The sequence below is a fragment of the Thiohalobacter sp. COW1 genome (assembly GCF_016629505.1).
In the GTDB taxonomy this organism is placed as follows: Bacteria; Pseudomonadota; Gammaproteobacteria; order Thiohalobacterales; family Thiohalobacteraceae; genus Thiohalobacter; species Thiohalobacter thiocyanaticus_A.
The window spans coordinates 2443748-2462724 of the sequence record NZ_AP024239.1; the positions used below are offsets into that span (position 1 = coordinate 2443748).

20 protein-coding genes are annotated in these 18977 nt (G+C 68.1%); 9 read left to right on the forward strand and 11 right to left on the reverse strand.

The genetic code is table 11. From position 1 onward, the window contains the following. Nucleotides 1-59: 59 nt before the first annotated feature. From nirJ to COW1_RS11510, 11 genes are all read right to left on the reverse strand, one after another. Nucleotides 60-1316 carry a heme d1 biosynthesis radical SAM protein NirJ gene (gene nirJ / locus COW1_RS11460; protein ID WP_201344275.1) on the reverse strand — a complete coding sequence of 419 codons (1257 nt, stop codon included), beginning with the start codon at nt 1314-1316 and terminating at the stop codon, nt 60-62. A gap of 70 nt (nt 1317-1386) precedes the next feature. Next, complete coding sequence (locus COW1_RS11465) at nt 1387-1929, reverse strand: Lrp/AsnC family transcriptional regulator (RefSeq protein WP_096364335.1); 543 nt, start codon at nt 1927-1929, stop codon at nt 1387-1389. Next, entirely contained in the window at nt 1922-2386 is a 465-nt protein-coding gene (locus tag COW1_RS11470; RefSeq protein ID WP_201344276.1) for an Lrp/AsnC family transcriptional regulator, read from the reverse strand. Before COW1_RS11470 ends, COW1_RS11465 begins: the two co-directional genes overlap by 8 nt. Next, nucleotides 2383-2925: an AsnC family transcriptional regulator gene (locus COW1_RS11475; protein WP_201344277.1), complete on the reverse strand. Its 543-nt coding sequence runs from the start codon at nt 2923-2925 to the stop codon at nt 2383-2385. The genes COW1_RS11470 and COW1_RS11475 overlap by 4 nt, the downstream gene beginning before the upstream one ends. After that, complete coding sequence (locus COW1_RS11480; RefSeq protein ID WP_201344278.1) at nt 2922-3410, reverse strand: Lrp/AsnC family transcriptional regulator; 489 nt, start codon at nt 3408-3410, stop codon at nt 2922-2924. Before COW1_RS11480 ends, COW1_RS11475 begins: the two co-directional genes overlap by 4 nt. An 8-nt stretch (nt 3411-3418) precedes the next feature. Continuing rightward, entirely contained in the window at nt 3419-4549 is a 1131-nt protein-coding gene (locus COW1_RS11485; RefSeq protein ID WP_201344279.1) for a cytochrome D1 domain-containing protein, read from the reverse strand. Between the two features lie 228 nt (nt 4550-4777). After that, nucleotides 4778-5092, reverse strand: a complete 315-nt coding sequence (locus tag COW1_RS11490) for a cytochrome c (RefSeq protein ID WP_096364327.1) — start codon at nt 5090-5092, stop codon at nt 4778-4780. Continuing rightward, a complete protein-coding gene (cobA, locus tag COW1_RS11495) occupies nt 5079-5876 on the reverse strand; it encodes a uroporphyrinogen-III C-methyltransferase (RefSeq protein WP_096364325.1) in 798 nt (265 codons plus the stop codon). Before cobA ends, COW1_RS11490 begins: the two co-directional genes overlap by 14 nt. A gap of 57 nt (nt 5877-5933) precedes the next feature. Then, entirely contained in the window at nt 5934-7667 is a 1734-nt protein-coding gene (locus COW1_RS11500; RefSeq protein WP_096364323.1) for a nitrite reductase, read from the reverse strand. Nucleotides 7668-7908: 241 nt separating this feature from the next. After that, the gene (locus COW1_RS11505; RefSeq protein WP_370590906.1) at nt 7909-8691 is read right to left on the reverse strand and encodes a sulfite exporter TauE/SafE family protein; all 783 of its coding nucleotides are present in this window, start codon (nt 8689-8691) and stop codon (nt 7909-7911) included. A gap of 18 nt (nt 8692-8709) precedes the next feature. Continuing rightward, nucleotides 8710-10074 (reverse strand): NAD-dependent succinate-semialdehyde dehydrogenase, encoded by a 1365-nt coding sequence (locus COW1_RS11510; protein WP_201344281.1) that lies wholly within the window; start codon nt 10072-10074, stop codon nt 8710-8712. 220 nt (nt 10075-10294) lie between these two features. Here COW1_RS11510 and COW1_RS11515 point away from each other — a divergent pair, with 220 nt between their 5' ends. The 9 genes from COW1_RS11515 to COW1_RS11555 all read left to right on the forward strand — a co-directional run bounded on the left by COW1_RS11515 (nt 10295) and on the right by COW1_RS11555 (nt 18947). Next, the gene (locus COW1_RS11515) at nt 10295-12241 is read left to right on the forward strand and encodes a transglycosylase SLT domain-containing protein (protein ID WP_201344282.1); all 1947 of its coding nucleotides are present in this window, start codon (nt 10295-10297) and stop codon (nt 12239-12241) included. 178 nt (nt 12242-12419) lie between these two features. Further along, nucleotides 12420-12902, forward strand: a complete 483-nt coding sequence (locus COW1_RS11520) for a Na+/H+ antiporter subunit E (RefSeq protein WP_201344283.1) — start codon at nt 12420-12422, stop codon at nt 12900-12902. Between the two features lie 20 nt (nt 12903-12922). Next, complete coding sequence (locus tag COW1_RS11525; protein ID WP_096364315.1) at nt 12923-13201, forward strand: monovalent cation/H+ antiporter complex subunit F; 279 nt, start codon at nt 12923-12925, stop codon at nt 13199-13201. Then, on the forward strand, nt 13188-13487 hold the full coding sequence (mnhG, locus tag COW1_RS11530) for a monovalent cation/H(+) antiporter subunit G (RefSeq protein WP_096364313.1): 300 nt from the start codon (nt 13188-13190) through the stop codon (nt 13485-13487). Before COW1_RS11525 ends, mnhG begins: the two co-directional genes overlap by 14 nt. Continuing rightward, complete coding sequence (locus COW1_RS11535; RefSeq protein ID WP_201344284.1) at nt 13484-14416, forward strand: Na(+)/H(+) antiporter subunit B; 933 nt, start codon at nt 13484-13486, stop codon at nt 14414-14416. Before mnhG ends, COW1_RS11535 begins: the two co-directional genes overlap by 4 nt. After that, on the forward strand, nt 14413-14733 hold the full coding sequence (locus tag COW1_RS11540; protein WP_096364309.1) for a cation:proton antiporter subunit C: 321 nt from the start codon (nt 14413-14415) through the stop codon (nt 14731-14733). Before COW1_RS11535 ends, COW1_RS11540 begins: the two co-directional genes overlap by 4 nt. Continuing rightward, nucleotides 14730-16211, forward strand: a complete 1482-nt coding sequence (locus COW1_RS11545) for a complex I subunit 5 family protein (RefSeq protein ID WP_201344285.1) — start codon at nt 14730-14732, stop codon at nt 16209-16211. The genes COW1_RS11540 and COW1_RS11545 overlap by 4 nt, the downstream gene beginning before the upstream one ends. Then, nucleotides 16208-17707 (forward strand): complex I subunit 5 family protein, encoded by a 1500-nt coding sequence (locus COW1_RS11550; RefSeq protein ID WP_201344286.1) that lies wholly within the window; start codon nt 16208-16210, stop codon nt 17705-17707. Before COW1_RS11545 ends, COW1_RS11550 begins: the two co-directional genes overlap by 4 nt. Then, a complete protein-coding gene (locus tag COW1_RS11555; RefSeq protein ID WP_201344287.1) occupies nt 17700-18947 on the forward strand; it encodes a proton-conducting transporter membrane subunit in 1248 nt (415 codons plus the stop codon). The genes COW1_RS11550 and COW1_RS11555 overlap by 8 nt, the downstream gene beginning before the upstream one ends. Nucleotides 18948-18977: the final 30 nt, after the last annotated feature.

The window sequence follows — 18977 nt, forward strand, 5'->3', positions numbered from 1 at the left end:
CTTCACAGCAAAATTCAATCCTTGATCCGTGTTCATCCGTGGATTCAATACCACAACGCTCAAACCGGCTCGACCGGGATGTACACCTTCCCCTTCCTGTATTCCTTTGCGACCTCTGCGTCCCTGCGTCTCTGCGTTGCACGTTTATAAGGCGTCACCGCCAGCCGCTCGCCGCCGGCCACGCCGATCTCGTCATCGTCCAGGTAGCAGGCCGGGTCCTCGGCCCAGGGATTGCCGGTGAGCTGCCAGGCGCGCACCCGGGTGTTGCCGCCGCAGATGCCGCGGTAACGGCACGCGGCGCAACGACCCTCCAGCGGTCGCTCCTTCTGTTTCAGGCCCGCCATCAGGGGATCGGAGGTATCCTGCCAGATGGCCGAAAAGGGCCTGTCCTTGACGTTGCCCAGCGGATAATCCCACCAGAAGGTATCAGGGTGGACCTCGCCCAGGTTGTCGATGTTGGCGATCCAGCGGCCCGAGGCGTTGCCGCCCCAGTCACGCAGACGTCGTTCCATATCGGCGGCCTGCTCGGGGAAGCGGCGCTGCACCCAGCGCAGCAGCCAGGCGCCATCGGCATCGTTGTTGCCGGTGACGAACTCGCGCGGCGTGCCGGCCTCGATGTAGTCCCAGCAGGTGTCGAACAGATAGTCCATGGCCTCGCGGGTCATGCGATGATGAGCGTCGTCCTTGCGGTTGCGGTTGCCGCGCCCGCCGTAGTTGAGGTGCGAGAGATAGAACTTCTCCACTCCTTCGGTTTCCATCAGCCGCACCACCTCGGGCAGCTGCTGGGCGTTGTCGCGGGTGAGCGTCATGCGCATGCCGACCTTGATGCCGGCTTCCCGGCACAGACGGATACCGCGCAGCGCCTCGGTGAAGGCACCCTGCTTGCGCCGGAAATAGTCGTGGGTCTCGCCAATGCCATCCAGGCTGATGCCGACATAGTCATAGCCGACCTCACGGATCGGTTCGATCATCTTCTCGTCGATCAGGGTGCCGTTGGTGGACAGCCCGACATAGAAGCCCATGGCCTTGGCGCGCCTGGAGATGTCGAATATGTCCGGCCGCAGCAGCGGCTCGCCGCCGGACAGGATCAACACCGGCACGCCGTAGGCCCGCAGGTCATCCATCACCTCGTAGACCTGCTGCGTATCCAGCTCGCCGGGAAAATCGGTGTCCGCGGAAATGGAATAGCAATGCTTGCAGGCCAGGTTGCAGCGCCGGATCAGATTCCAGATCACCACCGGCCCGGGCGGGTCGCCGGTCGGGCGGAAGGGAGTTCCGTCATTGATGGCCTGCAGATAGCGTGTGATCCGGAACATTTCGTTCACCTATTGAGCTGAATGTCATTAACGCAGAGGCGCGGAGGCGCAGAGATGGCAATAATGAAATTCATTCCTCTGCGTCTCCGCGCCTCTGCGTTTTTGTCGCCGCACTCCGATAACCTGTCTTCTTCAGCACCTCGGTGCTGAACAGGACGTCGTAGTGCTGCACCCGTTCGCCCAGCATATCGGCAATCCGTGCGACCTGGTCGTACACGGCGTCGTGGTTGCGGCCGTGAACCATGGCGAACAGGTTGTAGGGCCAGTCCGGCAGGGCGCGGGGACGGATGTAGCAGTGGCTGACAAAGTCCAGGGCGCCGATCTCGCGTCCGGCCTCGCGGACCAGGCCGTCGGGGATATCCCACACCGACATGCCGTTGCCGCGGAAGCCCAGGCGGTAGTGGTTGGGTACGGCGGCGATGCGGCGCACCACCCCGCTCGCCTGCATACGTCGGAAGGCCTCCATCACCTCGCCGGCCGTCACGTCGAGCCGGTCGGCCAGCTGATGATAGGGATGCGGCACCAGCGGCAGACCTTGCTGAGTCAGCTCGATCAGACGCCGTTCGAGTGCTGCGTCGTCCGGCGAAACCGTGGCGGCCAATGCCTCAGACATCGAATTTCAACCTCAGGTAGAACTCTTCCTGTTTGGGAAAGTTGTAGACCTCGAGGCCGGTCGCCGCCTTGATGCGGCTCAAGACGCAGGCGATATCGGCAGCATCCGCCACCGCGAGCACGAACCACATATTGAAGGCATGCTCGCGCCGGTAGTTGTGCGCGACTTCGGGGAAGGCATTGACGATAGCGGCGACCTCGTCGAAACGCGCCTCCGGCACCCGCAGGGCGGCCAGCGTAAAAGCACCCCCCATGCGCTCGACGTTGTACATGGGGCCGATACGGCTCAGGTAACCGGCGGCCTTCAGCGCCTGGAGCCGCTGGAGCAGCGTCGTCTCATCGCTGCCGAGTTCAGCGGCCAGTTCGGCATAGGGGGCTTCGCACACCGGGATACCGTCCTGCAGCCGGTTGATGATGGCCCGGTCCAGCGCACTCAGTTCCTGCATGGCGGCAGTCATGCCGTGGCCTCCTCATGCACACGGGCGGGTTCCACCGACTCGCCCGCCGTGCAGTAGCGCGCCCCGCACTGTTTGAAGCGGCGGCGGCTGAACAGGATTTCGTGCGGGATGTCATCCAGACCGCATTCACCGATCACCTGGGCCAGCTTGCCGCACACGGCCGCGCGCGACTGGCCGTGAATCATGGTGAACAGGTTATAGGGCCAGTGCGGCAGGCGCCGCGGCCGACGGTAGCACAGGGTGATGAAGGGGTAGCGCGCCAGACAGTTGCCCAGTTCGGCAATCTCCGCCTCCGACACATCCCACACCACCATGGCATTGGCGCGATAGCCCAGTTCACGGTGACGCACGATCACGCCGAAGCGCTTGATGGCGCCGGACAGGCGCAGCTTGTCCAATCGCTGCATGACCTCGTCCTCGGCCATGCCGATGCGCCGTCCGAGCTCGGCATAGGGGCGCGGTACCAGTGGCAGGCCTTTCTGGATCAGGGCTACCAGGGCCCGGTCGCGGTCATCCAGTTGGAGCGGATGCATCTTCATTGCCCTCTCCCCCGCGGAGCGAAGTTCAGCTCGAAGCCCAGGTCGATGAAGTAATCCTCCAGCATCGGCAGGTCCAGCACCGGGCAGCCGCTCCAGGCCTCGATCTGGTCGAGCACGGCATCCAGTTCGTCGCGGTCGGCGGCCGTGACCACGAACCAGAGGTTGAACTCATGCTCGCGCTCGTAGTTGTGATTGACCTGCGGCAGCCCATTCAACCAGGCGGCCACCCGCTCGAGGGCATGCGGCGGGACGGCCAGGGCGGCCAGGGTGCTCACGCCGATACTGTTGGGCCGGAACACCGGGCCGACCCGACTGACTGCGCCGCCAGCCTGCAGTCCGGCCAGCGTCTCCAGCACGGTCTGCTCGTTCACACCCAAGCGCGCGGCCATATCGGCATAGGGCGTGGGCGACAGCGGCAGATCCTGCTGAAAATCGTTCAGCAGGCGCTGCTCCAACTCAGTGTACTGTCCGGTCGATTCGCTCATATCCCACCTCACAGACCGATCCTGTGTGCGCGGTCGGTAAAGAAGATGCCGCTGGGTTTGGCCGCCTCCAGCCGGGTGCGTTCCTCCAGGCTGGCCGTGTCATAGATCACCAGGGCGTCGGCGTCGCGTACCGACACCCAGACCTCGCTGCCGCGCGGGGTGAACTCCATGTGCAGCACACCGGGGCCGGGCTGCAGGGTAGCCATGATGGTGCGCTCGCGGGTGTCGATGACCTGGATGCGGTCATTGTCGGGGTAGGCGAAATTGACCCAGACCTGTCGCCCGTCGGGGCGGGCCATGACGAATACCGGCTGCCCATGCACCGGGATGGTGTCGACCTGCTCCCAGGTATTCATGTCGACGACCAGCACCGCGTGGCGTCCGACGGCGGGCACGAAGGCCAGGTCGCCGGCCACCGCCCAGCCTTCCAGGTGCGGCATTTTGTACACCGGCAGCTTCTCGTCACCCCTGCCGTAGTCGGGCAGGATGCGGCGCACGCCGGCCTCCAGGTCCCACAGGTCCAGCAGCGCCATGCCGTCCTCGCCGAACAGGCCGGCAAGGTACCAGCGCCCGTCGGGGGTGAGCAGGGCGTCGTAGGGCAGGCGGCCGATGCCGGTGAATTTATGGATGACGGGGTTATCGGGGTCGGCGAATTCCACCACCCAGGTCTGGCCGGCCTCGTACAGGCTGAACACGAACCGCTGGCCGGGGGCGTCAACCAGGCCGATGACCTTGGAGCGTTGGCCATTGCCGTACTCGGCCGGGATGTCGGCCACCAGTTCCAGGGTACGGGCGTCGAAGATGCGCACCCCGCCGGGTTCGTAGTTGGACACCGCCACCCAGCGCCCGTCCTGGGAAATGGCCCCGCCGATGGCGTTGCCGGCCTGGACCGTGCGGCCTGCGATCTCGTTCCTGAGGATATCGACCCGGGTCAGACCGCCGTCGCGACCGAAGACGTAGGCGTAGCGGGCATCGCGCGAGAACACCGCCGACGCGTGCGACAGATCGCCCAGCCCGGTGATGCGCGCGAGCTTCTCACGCGCGGTGGTATCCACCACCAGCACCGAACCGGTGGCGCGCTCGATTACCAGGCCCAGATCGCCGGTGCCGCGCAGCTGGGGGGTCGCACAGCCGCTCATGACGAGAATCAGGCCCAGCAGAACGAACCACAGGGTCCCGTCATACCGGCGCAGGCCGGTATCCAGGGTTGTGGACCGGTTTGGCGTTCTGGATTCCGGCCTGCGTCGGATTGACGGAATTCGGAAACCGGCTTCGGTCTGTTTACCTGTATGCGGCATGTGCATTCGGTCATCTCGCATGATTTATTTTTTGTGTGCTTTGCATCCTTCGTGGTGAAGGCTCTTGAATCAGAATCCGGACCGCAGCCCCTCCACCAGCCAGCGCACTTCGTCTTCGGTGAGGATGCCGCGCCAGGGCGGCATGGGGGTGCCGGGGCGGCCGTCGAGGATGGTGTTCACGTAGAGCTCCTGCGGCAACCGCTGCATGGCCTGTTGCGTGAGCGCCGGCCCCAGACCGCCCTTCAGGGTAAGGCCGTGGCAGGAACCGCAGTCCTGTTCCAGCAGGTGGCGCAGTTCGGCCTGGCGCGCGGCACCGGGCTCTGCCTGCACCGCACCCGCCGCGACCAGCAGTACGAGCAGCCACGGGCATTTAGGCACTCGCATAATGGCTCATCCTGTCGGGCACCGCTGCGGCGAGTTGGGCGCCGAACCAGTCGAGGCTTTCCGCCAGCGCCACCACCGCACCGATGACGATCAGCGCCGGCGAGGCCAGGCCGGCCTGGCGGACGTCCGCAGGCAGGTGCGCGAGATCCGACAGCACCCGGCGCTGGCGCACGGTCGTGCCGTGCTGGATCACGGCCGCGGGTGTCGCAGCGGGCATCCCCGCCTCCACCAGGTGGCCGCAGATGGCGTCCAGCCGGCCCAGCCCCATGTAGAACACCAGGGTGGTCTGCGCCTCGGCCAGCTTGTCCCAGTCCCAGTCCAGCGCCTCGTCGTCGCGGAAATGCCCGGTGACGAAACGCACGCCGCGTGCCAGGCCGCGGTGCGTGAGCGGGATGCCGGCGTAGGCGGCGACGGCGGTGGCCGCGGTCACGCCCGGCACCACCTCGAAGCCGATACCGTGCGCGAGCAGATGCAGCGCCTCCTCACTGCCGCGGCCGAACACATAGGGATCACCGCCCTTGAGCCGTACCACGCAGCGGCCGGGAGCGGCCAGCTCGACCAGGATGCGGTTGATCTCCTCCTGCGGCAGGGTGTGCCTGCCCGGCGCCTTGCCCACGCACACGCGGGTCGCGGCTTCGGGCACCAGCCTTAGAATCTCTCTTGAAACCAATCGGTCATAGACCAGTACATCGGCCGCCTGCAGCAGCCGCAGCGCCTTGACCGTGAGCAGATCCGGGTCGCCGGGACCCGCACCCACCAGATAAACCTTTGCCTCGCCTTTCATTGTTGTCCTCCACAGCGGGAGTGAGGGACGGGCGGCGCTGCCGCCCGTCCGACGGCCTCAGTACACGTCATGCATGGTGTTGTAGACATTGAACTTGCCGGTCGGCGTGACCAGCCGCTCATCCTTGATGACATGCTTGAGCTTGCGGGTCTTGTCATCGACGACCACCAGGGCCGAGGTCTGATCCTTGCCGTTCCAGACCGAGAACCACACCTCGTCGCCGGCATAGTTGAACTCCGGCTGTACCACCCGCTTCGGCCCTTCGCCCAGCTCGGCCCAGTCGGCGATCGGCAACACCTTGTAACCCGCATCCAGATTATTGATGTCGTAGACCGCCACCGACTGGCTGATCTTCTCGTCCGGGTTGAGCGCCGTGTCCACATACAGGTTGCTGGACTTGGGATGGGTCTTGATGAACAGCGAGCCGCCGCCCTGACCCTTGATGGAGTCGACCATCTTCCAGGCGTTGTCCGGATGCCCCTCCGGATCGGTACCGATCAGGGCGATGGACTCATCACCCAGGTGGCTGGTCGCCCATACCGGGCCGAACTTCGGATGCTTGAAGTTGGCGCCGCGCCCGGGGTGCGGAATACTGCCAACATCGACCAGGGCCTCCAGTTCACGCTCCTTGGAATCCACCACCGCGATCTGATCCGACTTGTTGGCCGCTGACATGAAGTAACGCATACTGGAATCCCAGCCGCCGTCATGCAGGAAGCGGGCGGCGTCGATGCTGGTGATCTTCATGGCATCCAGATCTTCATAGTTGGCCAGCAGGATCTTGCCGGTTTCCTTGACGTTCACGATGAACTCGGGATGCTGATGCGAGGCCACGATGGCAGCCACGCGCGGTTCCGGATGGTATTCCTGCGTATCCACCGTCACGCCGCGGGTGGAGACGATCTTCTTCGGCTCCAGTGTGTCCCCATCCATGATGACGAACTGCGGCGGCCAGTAGGTTCCGGCCACGGCATACTTGTCCTCCCAGCCCTTGTACTTGGAGGTCTCGACCGAGCGCGCCTCCATGCCGACCTTGATTTCGGCCACGGTGGCGGGCGTCTCCATCCACAGGTCGATCAGATTGATCTTGGCGTCACGCCCTATAACATAAATATAGCGACCTGAAGCGGACAGGCGCGAGATATGCACGGCATAGCCGGTATCGACCACGGCCGCAATCTCCTTGCTGTCGCCGTCGATCAGCGCCACCTGCCCGGCGTCGCGCAGGGTGACCGAGAACAGATTCTTCAGATTGATGTCGTTCATCTGTTTCGTCGGGCGCTTCTCCGGCGGCACCAGGACCTTCCAGGTCGCCTTCATGTCAGCCAGGCTGTACTCGGGCGGCACCGGCGGATCGTGCTGCAGAAAGCGCGCCATCAGATCGACCTCCTCGGGGCTGAGATCGCCCGAGGTGCCCCAGTTGGGCATGCCTGCGGGGGAGCCGTAGTCGATGAAGGCCTTCAGGTAGGCCGTGCCGCGCTCCTGGGTGATATCCGGTGTGAGCGGTTTGCCGGTCGCGCCCTTGCGCAGCACGCCATGGCAGCCGGCGCAACGCTGGAAATATATCTTCTTGGCATGGGCATATTCCGTTTCCGTCATATCGGGGGCGCCCGGGGTCACCACCCGCCTGGACTCTTCGCCCGCATGCGGCGCGCCCTGATAGCGCAGTTCGCCCGGGGATGTATCCGGGTGTTCAGTCTCCTGGGCTGCAGCCGCCAGCGGAGTCCCCGCCAGAACCAGACTGATGGCGGCGGACAACAGCCCGATCCGATGTTTGTTTACCTGTTTCATAACACTACCTCTCTCTCCTAGCCGACTGATGAAAAAACTCGCCTCCGTGCGAAACATTTCTAGGTTTATAGAGGGGTTTCCGCCTTGATCAATGTCAACCCCCCCGACAGCGGAACCAAACCTTGAGCCAGATCAATAAAATCGGACCGGATCAACCCGGATCCGGCAGATTTGAATGTTTAAATACGGTTATGAAGGGCAGGCCGGCGAACACCGGCACGAAGGAAGCGGAGAAGCAGGCTCAACTCAGCATGTGCACACCGACCAGGATCAGTACCAGGGCGAACAGCCGGCGCAGCCGGCGGGCGGGCAGGCGGTGCGCCAGGACCGCGCCCAGACGCGCCCCGGGGATACTCAGCAGCACCAGCCCCAGCACCGCCGGCCAGTAGACATAGCCCAGGCTCGCCGGGGGCAGCCCGGCGGCGTCGCGGCCGATCAGCACGAAGCCGAGCGTACCGGCCAGGGCGATGGGCACGCCGCAGGCCGCCGCCGTCCCCACTGCCGTGGTCATGGCCGCCCCCAGCCACAGCAGCAGGGGCACGGTGAGGGTCCCGCCGCCGATCCCGAGCAGTACCGACAGGGCACCGATACCGCCCCCCGCCGGCAACAGCAGCAGCGGCCGTGGCGCCGTCACCGCTGTCCCGGGCCGCAGTTCCAGTGCCAGCTTGGTTGCCACCAGGATGAGAAAGCCGCCGAACAGGGCGCGCAGGGTCTCCCCCTCCAGCCGCCCGGCGAGAACGCTGCCGAGTGCGGCGCCGAGCAGGATGCCAAGCGTCAGCCAGCCGGCCAGGCGCATATCCACCGCCCCGCGGCGCAGATGGGCCTGGGCCGAGGCGGTACCGGTGAAGACGATGGCGGCCAGCGAGGTACCCACGGCCAGGTGCATGAGGTGGGCGGGCGCAAAGCCCTGCAGGTCAAAGATCCACAGCAGCGCCGGCACCATGACCAGTCCGCCGCCCAGGCCGAACAGGCCGGCCAGCAGACCGGCCAGGGCGCCGGTCAGCGGGTAGATCAGCCAGAACAGCGGGCTCAAGGGAGGCGGTCAGCGGACCCAGACGGTCTTGGCGTTGACGAACTCGCGGATGCCCAGCAAGGACAGTTCGCGACCGTAGCCGGAGCGTTTCACACCGCCGAAGGGCAGCCTCGGGTCGCTCTTGACCAGGCTGTTGACGAAGGCGCAGCCGCACTCGAGCCGGCGCGCCACCTGCTCACCGCGCGCGGCGTCCCGGGTCCAGACGCTGCCGCCCAGGCCGAAGTCGGAAGCATTGGCGATGCGCACCGCATCGGCCTCGTCCGCGGCCCGGATAACGATGGCCACCGGGCCGAACAGTTCCTCGCTGTAGGCCCGCATGCCGGGCTCTACCCGATCCAGGATGGAGGCCTGGTACCAGGCGCCGTCACCGGGCTGAGGCATGCAGCCGGTCACCGCCACCGCCCCTTTGGCCAGGGTATCGACCACCTGCTGATGCAGATCGTCGCGCAGGTCGAAGCGGGCCATGGGCGCCAGCCGGGTGGCCTCGTCCATGGGATCACCGCACTGCAACGCCTCGACCTTGGCCCGGAACCGCTCCACAAATTCATCGGCAATGGCGGTTACCGGAATGAAGCGCTTGGCGGCGATGCAGCTCTGGCCGGCATTGAGAAAGCGGGAGGCGACGGCCTGATCCACCGCCAGCTCCAGATCGGCATCCTCCAGGATCACGAAGGCATCGGAGCCGCCCAGTTCCAGCACACTCTTCTTCAGGTGCTGGCCGGCGGCCGCCGCCACCGCCTTGCCGGCCGGCTCGCTGCCGGTCAGGGTCACGGCATGCACGCGCGGGTCCCCGATCACGCGCGCGACCATGGAGGAGGGAATCATCAGGCTGGTGAACACCCCGGCCGGTACGCCCGCCTCCAGAAAGACCTCCTCCAGCAACTGGGCGCAGTGCGGCACGTTGGAGGCATGCTTGAGCAGACCGGTGTTGCCCACCGCCAGCGCCGGGGCGGCGAAGCGCATCACCTGCCACAGGGGGAAATTCCAGGGCATGACCGCCAGCACCGTGCCCAGCGGCTGGTACGCCACCAGACTGCGGCTGGCATCGGTCTCGATGGACTCGTCGGCGAGGAAGGCGGGGGCGTTGTCGGCATAGTAGTCGCAGACCCAGGCGCACTTATCCACCTCGCCGCGCGCCTCCTTGATCAGTTTGCCCATCTCCCCGGTGACGGTGCGCGCAAGCTCCTCCCTGCGCGCGCGCAGCACCTCGCCGACCCGGGTCAGCAGCCGGCAGCGCTCCGCCAGCGGCAGCGCCCGCCAGTCCGGTGCGGCGGCGGCGGCCTGTTCCAGGGCGGCGTCGAGTTGCTTCTCGGTCCAGGAATCCACGACCCTGAGCACTGTGCCATTCGCCGGATTGACGACCTTGAAGCTCATATTGCACCTCGCGCGGCTGGGAAACAGGCCCGGCACGCAGGCGGTACTGCAGACCGGGGCTGTGCCGTGTCAGGCACGGCACAGCCCCCGCAGATTAAGCCCATCCAACAGTCATGGCAAACCGCCGGAACCCTCATGACCGGAAGTGATCCAATCGGCTATCATCAGGTTTGCACAACATTGGGACGGCCCCGGATGCAGCAGCGCCACAGGATGCAGGATGATGAGTAAGCGACTGCAGCTGGCAGCGGCAATCCTGTTGTCCCTCCCGTGGCCGGGCGCCGCAATCGCCCTGTCCGACCCCTTCACCGACGAACGCGCACGCTTCCAGGAAGCATTGCACGCACTCGAGCGCGGCAACCTGCAGCGCTTCGACGCCCTGGCCGCCTCGCTGCAGGACTATCCGCTGCAGCCCTATCTGCAGGATCGGCGGCTGCGGCGTGATCTCGCCAGCGCCAGCGACGCCGATATCGCCGCCTACCTGGAACGGTACGCCGACACCCCGCTGGCCGATCGTCTGTATGACGACTGGCTGGAACACCTGGGGCGCACCCGTCAGTGGTCGCGGTTCGAACGCTTCTACCGCGGCGACGGCGATGCGGAGCTGCGCTGCTACCACCTGCGCGCCACCCGCACAGCCGGGGAACGCGCGGCCTGGCTGGACGCAGCGATGACACTGTGGCGGGTCGGACACTCCCAGCCCGATGCCTGTGATCCGGTCTTCGACGTGCTCTACGATTCGCACCGCATCGACAGCGATGCCCTGTGGGAGCGCATCGCCCTGGCCATGGCCGAGGGCCGGCTCAGCCTCGCCGCCTATCTCGGGAAAAAGCTGCCCGCCGCCGAACGCGAGCTGGTCGAATTCTGGCGCCATGCCCACCGCCGCCCGGCGGCCGCCCTGAACGATGCCAGGCTGCAGGCAGACGACGACCGCGTCCGGCGCATCCGCCTGCACGCCATCCAACGCCTGGCCCGCAGCCAGCCCGATAGCGCCTACGCGGCGTTGCAGACCCGACGTGACCAGCTGTCCGGAGACGACTATCACGCCACCCTGAAATACGTTGCCCGCTATGCCGGCATCCGCCGCAGCGACAACGCCTACGCCATCCTCAAGGCTGTCCCCGGCGACTGGCGCGACGCCGAGATCGAGGAACTGCAGGCGCGCATCGCCCTGCTGACGCGCGACTGGGCGGCGTTGCTGGAGACCATCGAGGGCTTCCGGCACCAGGATTCACGCTTCAGCGAATGGCCCTACTGGCAGGCCCGGGCGCTGGATGCGCTGGGCCGCAGCGAACCGGCCCGACAGCAGCTGCTGGCATTGTCCGGCGAGCGTTTCTTTCACGGCTTTCTCGCCGCCGACCGGCTGAACCGCCCCTACCGGCTCAACCACCGGCCGATCGAATATGACGAGTCAGACCTGCTGGCGCTGCTGCAGCGCCGCCCCGGCCTGTGGCGGGCCGGGGAGCTCCACCGTCTGGGGCGGACCTGGGCCTCGCGGCGCGAGTGGTACCATGCCAGCCTGAAGCTGTCGCCGCCGGAACTGGAACTGGCCGCGGCCCTGGCCCACGAATGGGACTGGCACGACCGCGCCATCTGGACCGCCGCCCGGGCCGGGCGCTGGGACGATGTGCAGATCCGCTTCCCGCTGGCCTACCGCGATCAGATCGAACAGGTAGCCGGGCAGTTCGACCTCGATCCGGCCCTGATCTTTGCGGTCATCCGCCAGGAAAGCGCCTTTATGGCCGACGCCCGCTCCTCGGCCGGCGCGCTGGGACTGATGCAGCTGATGCCGGCCACCGGCCGGCAGACCGCGCTGCATCTGCGCCTGCCCAGGCCTTCGCGCGCCACCCTGCTCACAACCAGCGCCAACCTGCGCCTGGGCAGCGCCTACCTCAAGCGCATGCTGGAGCGCTACCACGGTCACCCGGCGCTGGCCGCGGCGGCTTACAACGCCGGCCCGCACCGGGTCGATCGCTGGCTGCCGGATGACGGCGAGTTCGAGCCCGACCACTGGATCGACACCATCCCGTTCCGGGAAACCCGCGGTTATGTCCGCGGCGTGCTGGCCTTCACCGCCGTCTACGACATGCGCCTGAACGGCGAGGCGGTGCCACTGGCACGGCGCCTGGCGCGGGTGGTGAATGTCGACGGAAGGTCGGGCGGCTGACGGGTCCCCTGTAAAGAGGCAACCAGTTCAACGCAGAGGCCATTTTCTTCAGGAACCCTGTGCTTATTCGTCATTGCGAGCCAAGCGTGGCAATCTCGGAAACGATGCTGCCCGATGGACGATTGCTGCGGCGCGCATGCGCCCCGGCAGGACGGATACAACCGAGTGATCCGAAACCATGCACAGTCGTAACCGCCTGATCGCCGCCCTGCCGCGGCTGCTCGTCTTCGCCCTGGCCTGGTGGCTTATCACTGAAGGTGCCGCTGCGAGCTGGAGCATCGGCGTCCCGGCGGTCGTGCTCGCCACCCTGATCAGTGCCCGGCTGCTGCCTCCGCAGCGGCTGACGCCCTCCGGACTCCTGCGCTTCCTCGGCTTCTTTCTCCACCACTCCCTGCTCGGCGCAGTGGACGTGGCCCGGCGCGCCTTCCAGCCGTCGTGTCCGCTCGACCCGGCGGTGATCGACTATCCGCTGCAACTGCAACCCGGCCCGGCGCGGGTGTTCATGCTCAATACCGTCTCCCTGCTGCCCGGCACCCTGAGTGCGGACCTGGAAGCCGACTGCCTGCGGGTGCATGTGCTCGATGCCGACCAGGACAACCCGGCCCAGCTGGCACAGCTGGAAGCACGGGTCGCAGGTCTGTTCGGCCTGACACTGCCATAACACCAATCAAACTGAAGCGAATGCCGGATCTGTATCACGCCCTGACCCTGTTCCTGCTGCTCAACCTCGGCGCCGGCCTGTGGCGGGTGGTGCGCGGTCCCACCGCGGCCGACCGCATGCTGGCCGCACAGCTGTTCGGCACCACCGCCGTGGCCATCCTGCTGGTACTGGCCCAGGCCGGAGGCGTCGCGGCGCTGCGCGACGTCGCCCTGGTCTTTGCCCTGCTGGCGGCGGTGGCGGCAGTGGCCTTCGTGCGCCGGGCCTGGCCGCAGCCGGAGGACGACCATGACCGGCCCTGATTACCTCGCCGTCCTGCTGCTGCTGGCCGGGGCCCTGTTCTTCCTGGCCGGCACCCTGGGGCTGCTGCGGTTTCCGGACGTCTATACCCGGCTGCACGCCCTGACCAAGGCCGACAATGTCGGCCTGGGCCTGATCGTGCTGGGGCTTTCCCTGCAGTCCGGCAGCTGGCTGGTCGCGGGCAAGCTGATCCTGATCTGGCTGCTGGTGCTGCTGGCCGGGGCCAGCGTCTCCCACCTCATCGCCCGCGGGGCGCGCCAGCGCGGGATCCCGGAGTGGCGCCGATGAGCCTGCTGCAGACCGGCATCGACGCCCTGCTCGCCCTGGGCCTGGTGTGGCTGGCCTGGCGCGCCCTGGCCTGTCCCGACCTGTTCCGCGGCATCGTGCTGTTCATCGCCTTCGGCCTGCTGATGGCGCTGGCCTGGGTACGGCTGGAGGCGCCCGACGTGGCCCTGGCCGAGGCGGCCATCGGGGCCGGCCTGACCGGCGCCCTGCTGCTGGCGGCCCTGGCGCGGCTGCACCGCATCGCCCCGGCCGGAACCCGGGCCGATACCCGCGAGGCCTGGCGCAACGGACCGGCGCTGCTGCTGGTACTGGCCGGGGCCGGTCTGGGGCTGGCCGTTCTCAGTCTGCTCCCGGAGCCGGCCGGGCTGCAGGCGCAGGTGGCCGCCGAACTCGGACGCAGCGGGGTGAGCAACCCGGTCACGGCGGTACTGCTCAATTTCCGCGGCTACGACACCCTGCTGGAGGTCCTGGTGCTGCTGCTGGCCCTGCTGGCGGCCTGGTCACTGGAGGCTGAGCCGCCCCGGCGCGAGGCCCCGCCCGGGCCGGTGCTGGACCTGCTGCTGCGGCTGCTGCTGCCCATACTGGTACTGGCCGCCGCCTATCTGCTGTGGGCGGGCGCCCACGCCCCCGGCGGCGCCTTCCAGGCCGGCGCGGTGCTGGGCGCGGCGGGCGTGCTCGCACTGCTGGCCGGCTGGCGGCTGCAGCCGCGCCTGACCGGTCTGCCCCTGCGCCTGGCCATCGCAATCGGCCCCGGCGGCTTCCTGCTGGTGGCCTGGGCACTGCTGCTGGCCGGCCGGCCGCTGCTGGAATATCCACCGGCACTGGCCGGCGCGCTGATCCTGCTGATCGAGACCCTGGCCACCCTGTCCATCGCCGCCACCCTGGCGGTGCTGTTCCAGGGCTCACGGCCCGGCGCGGAGCCGCCGGCATGAGCGGCGCCGGACTCTATGCCCTGGCCGGTGTGGCCCTGGTCATGCTGGGGCTGTACGGGCTGGCCGTGCAGGCACACCTGCTGCGCAAGCTGCTGGCGGTGAACATCCTCGGCAGCGGGGTGTTTCTGGTACTGGTCGGGCTGGGCGGACCGGCGCAGGCGGGCCCGGACCCGGTCCCCCATGCCATGGTCATCACCGGCATTGTGGTGGCGGTCTCGGCCACCGCGCTGGGCCTGGTGCTGATGCTCAAGCTGACCACGACCGGCGGCCGGCCCACCCTGGAGGACGACACGCCGGGGGAGGACCCCGAGGCATGAGCCCGGTGCTGCCCGAACTGCCCTGGGCGGCCCTGCTGATCCTGCTGCCCCTGAGCGGCGCGACGGCGGCGGCCCTGTGGCCGCCTGCCGCCCGGGCAATCGGTCTGCTGACCACCGCCGCCGGCCTGCTGCTCGTGGCCGGGCTGGGCGCCGTGGTCGCTGACGCGGACACCCTGCGCCATCCCGTCGGCGGCTGGGGTGCGCCGCTCGGCATCGAACTGCGCGCCGATGCCATGAGCCTGGTGTTCCTGGCCGCCACCGCCCTGGTCGGCCTCGGCGTCGCCGTTTACGCCGACAGCTATTTCGAGCGGGCACAGGCACGCGGGTTCTGGCCCCTGTGGCTGTTCCTGCTGGGGGCGTTGAACGCCCTGTTCCTGTCGGCCGATCTGTTCAACCTCTACGTCACCCTGGAACTGATGGGTCTGGCGGCGGTGGCGCTGACCGCATTCAGCGGCGGCCGCGCCGCCCTGAGCGGGGCGATGCGCTATCTGCTGGCCACCCTGCTCGGCTCGCTGATCTATCTGCTGGGGGTAACGCTGCTGTATCACGCCACCGGCACGCTCGATCTCACCCTGCTGGCCGAGCGTCTGGAGCACGGCCCGGCCAGCCGCACCGCCCTGGGTCTGATGGGGGCGGGACTGGCACTCAAGACCGCCCTGTTGCCGTTTCACTTCTGGCTGCCGCCGGCCCACAGCAGCGCCCCGGCCCCGGTCAGCGCCCTGCTCTCGGCGCTGGTGGTCAAGGCCTCCTTCTACATCCTGGCGCGGCTGTGGCTGGAACTGTTCGCACCCCTGTCCGGCCTGGAGGGGGCCGGCACGGGCGAGGTGCTGGGGTGGCTCGGCATGGCGGCCGTCCTGTGGGGTTCCTGGCAGGCCCTGCGCCAGTCGCGGATCAAGCTGCTGGTGGCCTACTCCACCGTGGCCCAGATCGGCTACCTGTTCCTGGCCTTTCCCCTGCTCACTGCCGCCGGGCTGCCCGACCCGGCGGCCTGGCGCGCGGTCCTGTGGCTGGTACTGGCGCACGCCCTGGCCAAGGCCGCCATGTTCCTGGCCGCCGGCAATCTGCTGCGCTTCGGCGGGCATGACCGCATCCCCGATCTGGACTGCGTGGCCCAGCGGCTGCCGCTGACCGTGGCCGCCTTCGCCCTGGCCGGGATCAGCATCGCCGGGCTGCCGCCCACCGGCGGCTTCATCGGCAAGTGGCTGCTGCTGGAAGCGGCGCTGCTCCAGGGCCGCTGGGACCTGGTGGCGGTGATGCTGCTCGGCGGCCTGCTGGCAGCCGGCTATGTGTTCAAGGTGGTCGGGCACTTCTTCACCCCGGCTGCCACCGGGCACGCGGCCCGGCCCGTGCCCCCGGCGATGGAATGGACCGCCCTGAGCCTGGCGATACTGGCCCTGCTGCTGGGACTGGCACCGGCCTGGCTGCTGCCGTGGCTGGAGAGCGCCGTCGGCCCCGGGCTGACGGAGGCAGTGCCGTGAGCCCGGGCAGCTGGATCCTGCTGGCGGTGCTGGCCAGTTCGCTGCTGCCGGGCCTGGTGATCTTCGCCATCGCCGAGCGACGGGTCGTACTGCGCACCAGCCTCAACCTGCTGGGCGCGGTCTCCAAGCTGCTGCTGGTCGGCTGGATGCTGTGGGGCGTGGCCCATGGCCACGCCTTTGAGCTGCGGCTGGCCCTGCTGCCGGGACTGGATTTCGTGCTGCGGGCCGGACCGCTGGCACTGCTGTTCGTCACCCTGTCCTCGGTCCTGTGGCTGCTGACCACCCTGTATGCCATCGGCTACCTGGAAGGCTCGCCGCACCGCAGCCGCTTCTTCGGCTTCTTCAGCCTGTGCGTGACCGCCAGCGTCGGCGTGGCCCTGGCCGGCAACCTGCTCACGTTCCTGCTGTTCTACGAATTGCTGACCCTGTCGACCTATCCGCTGGTGGTCCACCGCGGCACCGAGGCGGCGCGCCGCGCCGGCCAGCGCTACCTGGCCTACACCCTGACCGGCGGCGCCCTGCTGCTGATCGGCACGCTCTGGCTGTACAGCCTGGCCGGCACGCTGGAGTTCACCGCCACCGGTTTCGTACACGGCCTGGTCGACAGCCACCGCGGTGCACTGACCCTGATCTTCTGGCTGCTGATTGCCGGTGTCGGGGTCAAGGCCGCGCTGGTGCCGCTGCACGGCTGGCTGCCGCAGGCCATGGTCGCGCCGGCGCCGGTCAGCGCCCTGCTGCATGCTGTGGCCGTGGTCAAGGCCGGCGCCTTCGGCATCGTGCGCATTGTCTACGAGGTCTACGGGGTGGAACTGGCCGCGGACCTGGGTCTGGCCCTGCCACTGGCGGTGCTGGCCAGCATCACCATCCTCTACGGCTCGCTGCGGGCCCTGTACCAGGACGACCTCAAGCGCCGCCTGGCCTTCTCCACCGTCAGCCAGGTGTCCTACATCGCACTGGGCGTGGCCATTGCCGGACCCATCGCCACCATCGGCGGGCTGGTGCACCTGGTGCACCAGGGCCTGATGAAGATCACCCTGTTCTTCTGCGCCGGCAACCTGGCCGAGACGGTACACATCCATCGCATCAGCGAGATGGATGGCGTGGGCCGGCGCATGCCCTGGACCATGGGGGCCTTCACCCTGGCCGCCTTCGGCATGATCGGGCTGCCGCCGGTGGCCGGCTTCGTCAGCAAGTGGTACCTGGGGCTGGGCGCGATGCAGGCCGGCCAGGACTGGGTGGTACTGGTGCTGGCCGGCAGCAGCCTGCTCAATGCAGCCTACTTCCTGCCCATTCTGCATCGGGCCTGGTTCCGCGCCCCGGCCGGGAACGGCTTCGCACCGGCCGCCGGCGGCCGCGAAACCGGCTGGCTGCTGTTGTGGCCGCCGGTCATCACGGCGGCCATGTCGCTGGGCGCCGGCATGCTGGCCTTCATCCCCTTCAGCCCGTTGGAGTGGGTCCAGTTCATCGCCCGGCAGGAGTTCATCGGCTATGACTGAACTGCTCCAGGACATCGGACTCTGGCTGATCCTGGCCTGGCCCCTGCTGGTGGCCCTGCCGGGCGTGTCCCGGCATCTGCCCCAGCCCTGGCTGCTGGCGCTGGCGCTGGCGCCGGCCGCGCTGATACTGATCACGCCCGGGGCAGCGACACTGGACATGCCCTGGATCGTGTTCGGCAGCGGCCTGGAACTGGATGCCGGCCGGCGCTGGCTGCTGGGCATGAGCCTGCTGCTGTGGCTGGCGGCGGGCCGGCTGACGGCCCGGCTCGATCCGCTGCAACGGCCCGCCACCTACACCCTGCTGCTGATCACCTTCAGCGGCCAGACGGGGATGATACTGGCCAGCGAACCGGTGGGCTTTCTGTGCTTTTCCACCCTGCTCGGCTACGGCTTCTTCGGCCTGCTGGTCCAGGGTGGCGGGGCCGGCGCGCTGCGCGCGGCCCGCCTGTACATCGTGGCGGTGATCCTGGCCGACCTGCTGCTGTTCGAGGCCCTGCTGCTGGCGGCCTACCTGCAGGAGACACAGCGCTTCGCGGGGTTCGACTATCGTCTCGAGGGTGACCCGGCCACGCTGTACAGCGGCCTGGTGCTGCTCGCCTTCCTGCTCAAGGCGGGGATCTGGCCGCTGCACATCTGGGTCACGGCTGCCCTGCGCACGGCCGCACCGCCGGCACGGCTGCTGCTGATGGGCGGACCGGTGGCCATGGCCCTGCTGGGGCTGTGGCGCTGGCTGCCGGCCGGCCAGGGGCTGGAAATCGCGGGGCAGGTCTGCCGCGGTCTGGGCGCGGCGGCCCTGGTCTACGCCCTGGTCCAGGCCCTGCGGCAACCGCAGCCGGTGCGCCGGCCCGGCTGGCTGGTGCTGGCCCTGGGCGGCGCTCTGCTGCTGGGCTTCGGCCAGTTCCTGATAACGGCGCCCGGCCGGGCGGGCGCCGCCGGGCTGGCCCCGGTGCTGCTGGCCCTGGCCGGCCTGCTGCCGGCCCTGCTGCTGTGGCGGCAGCCGGTCACGCCGGCGGAAACGCTTGATGAGGAACCGCCCTGGACCTGGCTGGCACGCATGCAGCCGCGGCTCGGGCATCTGCACCGGCGGCTGCTGGACGGCCTGGCGCAGCTGCGCCCGTCCCGGCCGCTGCCGGGCATCACGCTCACCCCGCTGCCGGGGCCCGGGACCCGGGTCGCCCGCTGGCCCTGGGTGATCATGGCGCTGGCACTGCTGGGACTGGTGCTTGGCCTGCTGGCCTGAAACGACAGCTGCAACGATGGCCGGATCTCA

Coding starts and splice junctions, on each gene's coding strand:
- nirJ (WP_201344275.1), bottom strand. CDS start 1,316: ATGTTCCGGATCACACGCTATCTGCAGGCCATCAATGACGGAACTCCC.
- COW1_RS11465 (WP_096364335.1), bottom strand. CDS start 1,929: ATGTCTGAGGCATTGGCCGCCACGGTTTCGCCGGACGACGCAGCACTC.
- COW1_RS11470 (WP_201344276.1), bottom strand. CDS start 2,386: ATGACTGCCGCCATGCAGGAACTGAGTGCGCTGGACCGGGCCATCATC.
- COW1_RS11475 (WP_201344277.1), bottom strand. CDS start 2,925: ATGAAGATGCATCCGCTCCAACTGGATGACCGCGACCGGGCCCTGGTA.
- COW1_RS11480 (WP_201344278.1), bottom strand. CDS start 3,410: ATGAGCGAATCGACCGGACAGTACACTGAGTTGGAGCAGCGCCTGCTG.
- COW1_RS11485 (WP_201344279.1), bottom strand. CDS start 4,549: ATGAGCGGCTGTGCGACCCCCCAGCTGCGCGGCACCGGCGATCTGGGC.
- COW1_RS11490 (WP_096364327.1), bottom strand. CDS start 5,092: ATGCGAGTGCCTAAATGCCCGTGGCTGCTCGTACTGCTGGTCGCGGCG.
- cobA (WP_096364325.1), bottom strand. CDS start 5,876: ATGAAAGGCGAGGCAAAGGTTTATCTGGTGGGTGCGGGTCCCGGCGAC.
- COW1_RS11500 (WP_096364323.1), bottom strand. CDS start 7,667: ATGAAACAGGTAAACAAACATCGGATCGGGCTGTTGTCCGCCGCCATC.
- COW1_RS11510 (WP_201344281.1), bottom strand. CDS start 10,074: ATGAGCTTCAAGGTCGTCAATCCGGCGAATGGCACAGTGCTCAGGGTC.
- COW1_RS11515 (WP_201344282.1), top strand. CDS start 10,295: ATGATGAGTAAGCGACTGCAGCTGGCAGCGGCAATCCTGTTGTCCCTC.
- COW1_RS11520 (WP_201344283.1), top strand. CDS start 12,420: ATGCACAGTCGTAACCGCCTGATCGCCGCCCTGCCGCGGCTGCTCGTC.
- COW1_RS11525 (WP_096364315.1), top strand. CDS start 12,923: ATGCCGGATCTGTATCACGCCCTGACCCTGTTCCTGCTGCTCAACCTC.
- mnhG (WP_096364313.1), top strand. CDS start 13,188: ATGACCGGCCCTGATTACCTCGCCGTCCTGCTGCTGCTGGCCGGGGCC.
- COW1_RS11535 (WP_201344284.1), top strand. CDS start 13,484: ATGAGCCTGCTGCAGACCGGCATCGACGCCCTGCTCGCCCTGGGCCTG.
- COW1_RS11540 (WP_096364309.1), top strand. CDS start 14,413: ATGAGCGGCGCCGGACTCTATGCCCTGGCCGGTGTGGCCCTGGTCATG.
- COW1_RS11545 (WP_201344285.1), top strand. CDS start 14,730: ATGAGCCCGGTGCTGCCCGAACTGCCCTGGGCGGCCCTGCTGATCCTG.
- COW1_RS11555 (WP_201344287.1), top strand. CDS start 17,700: ATGACTGAACTGCTCCAGGACATCGGACTCTGGCTGATCCTGGCCTGG.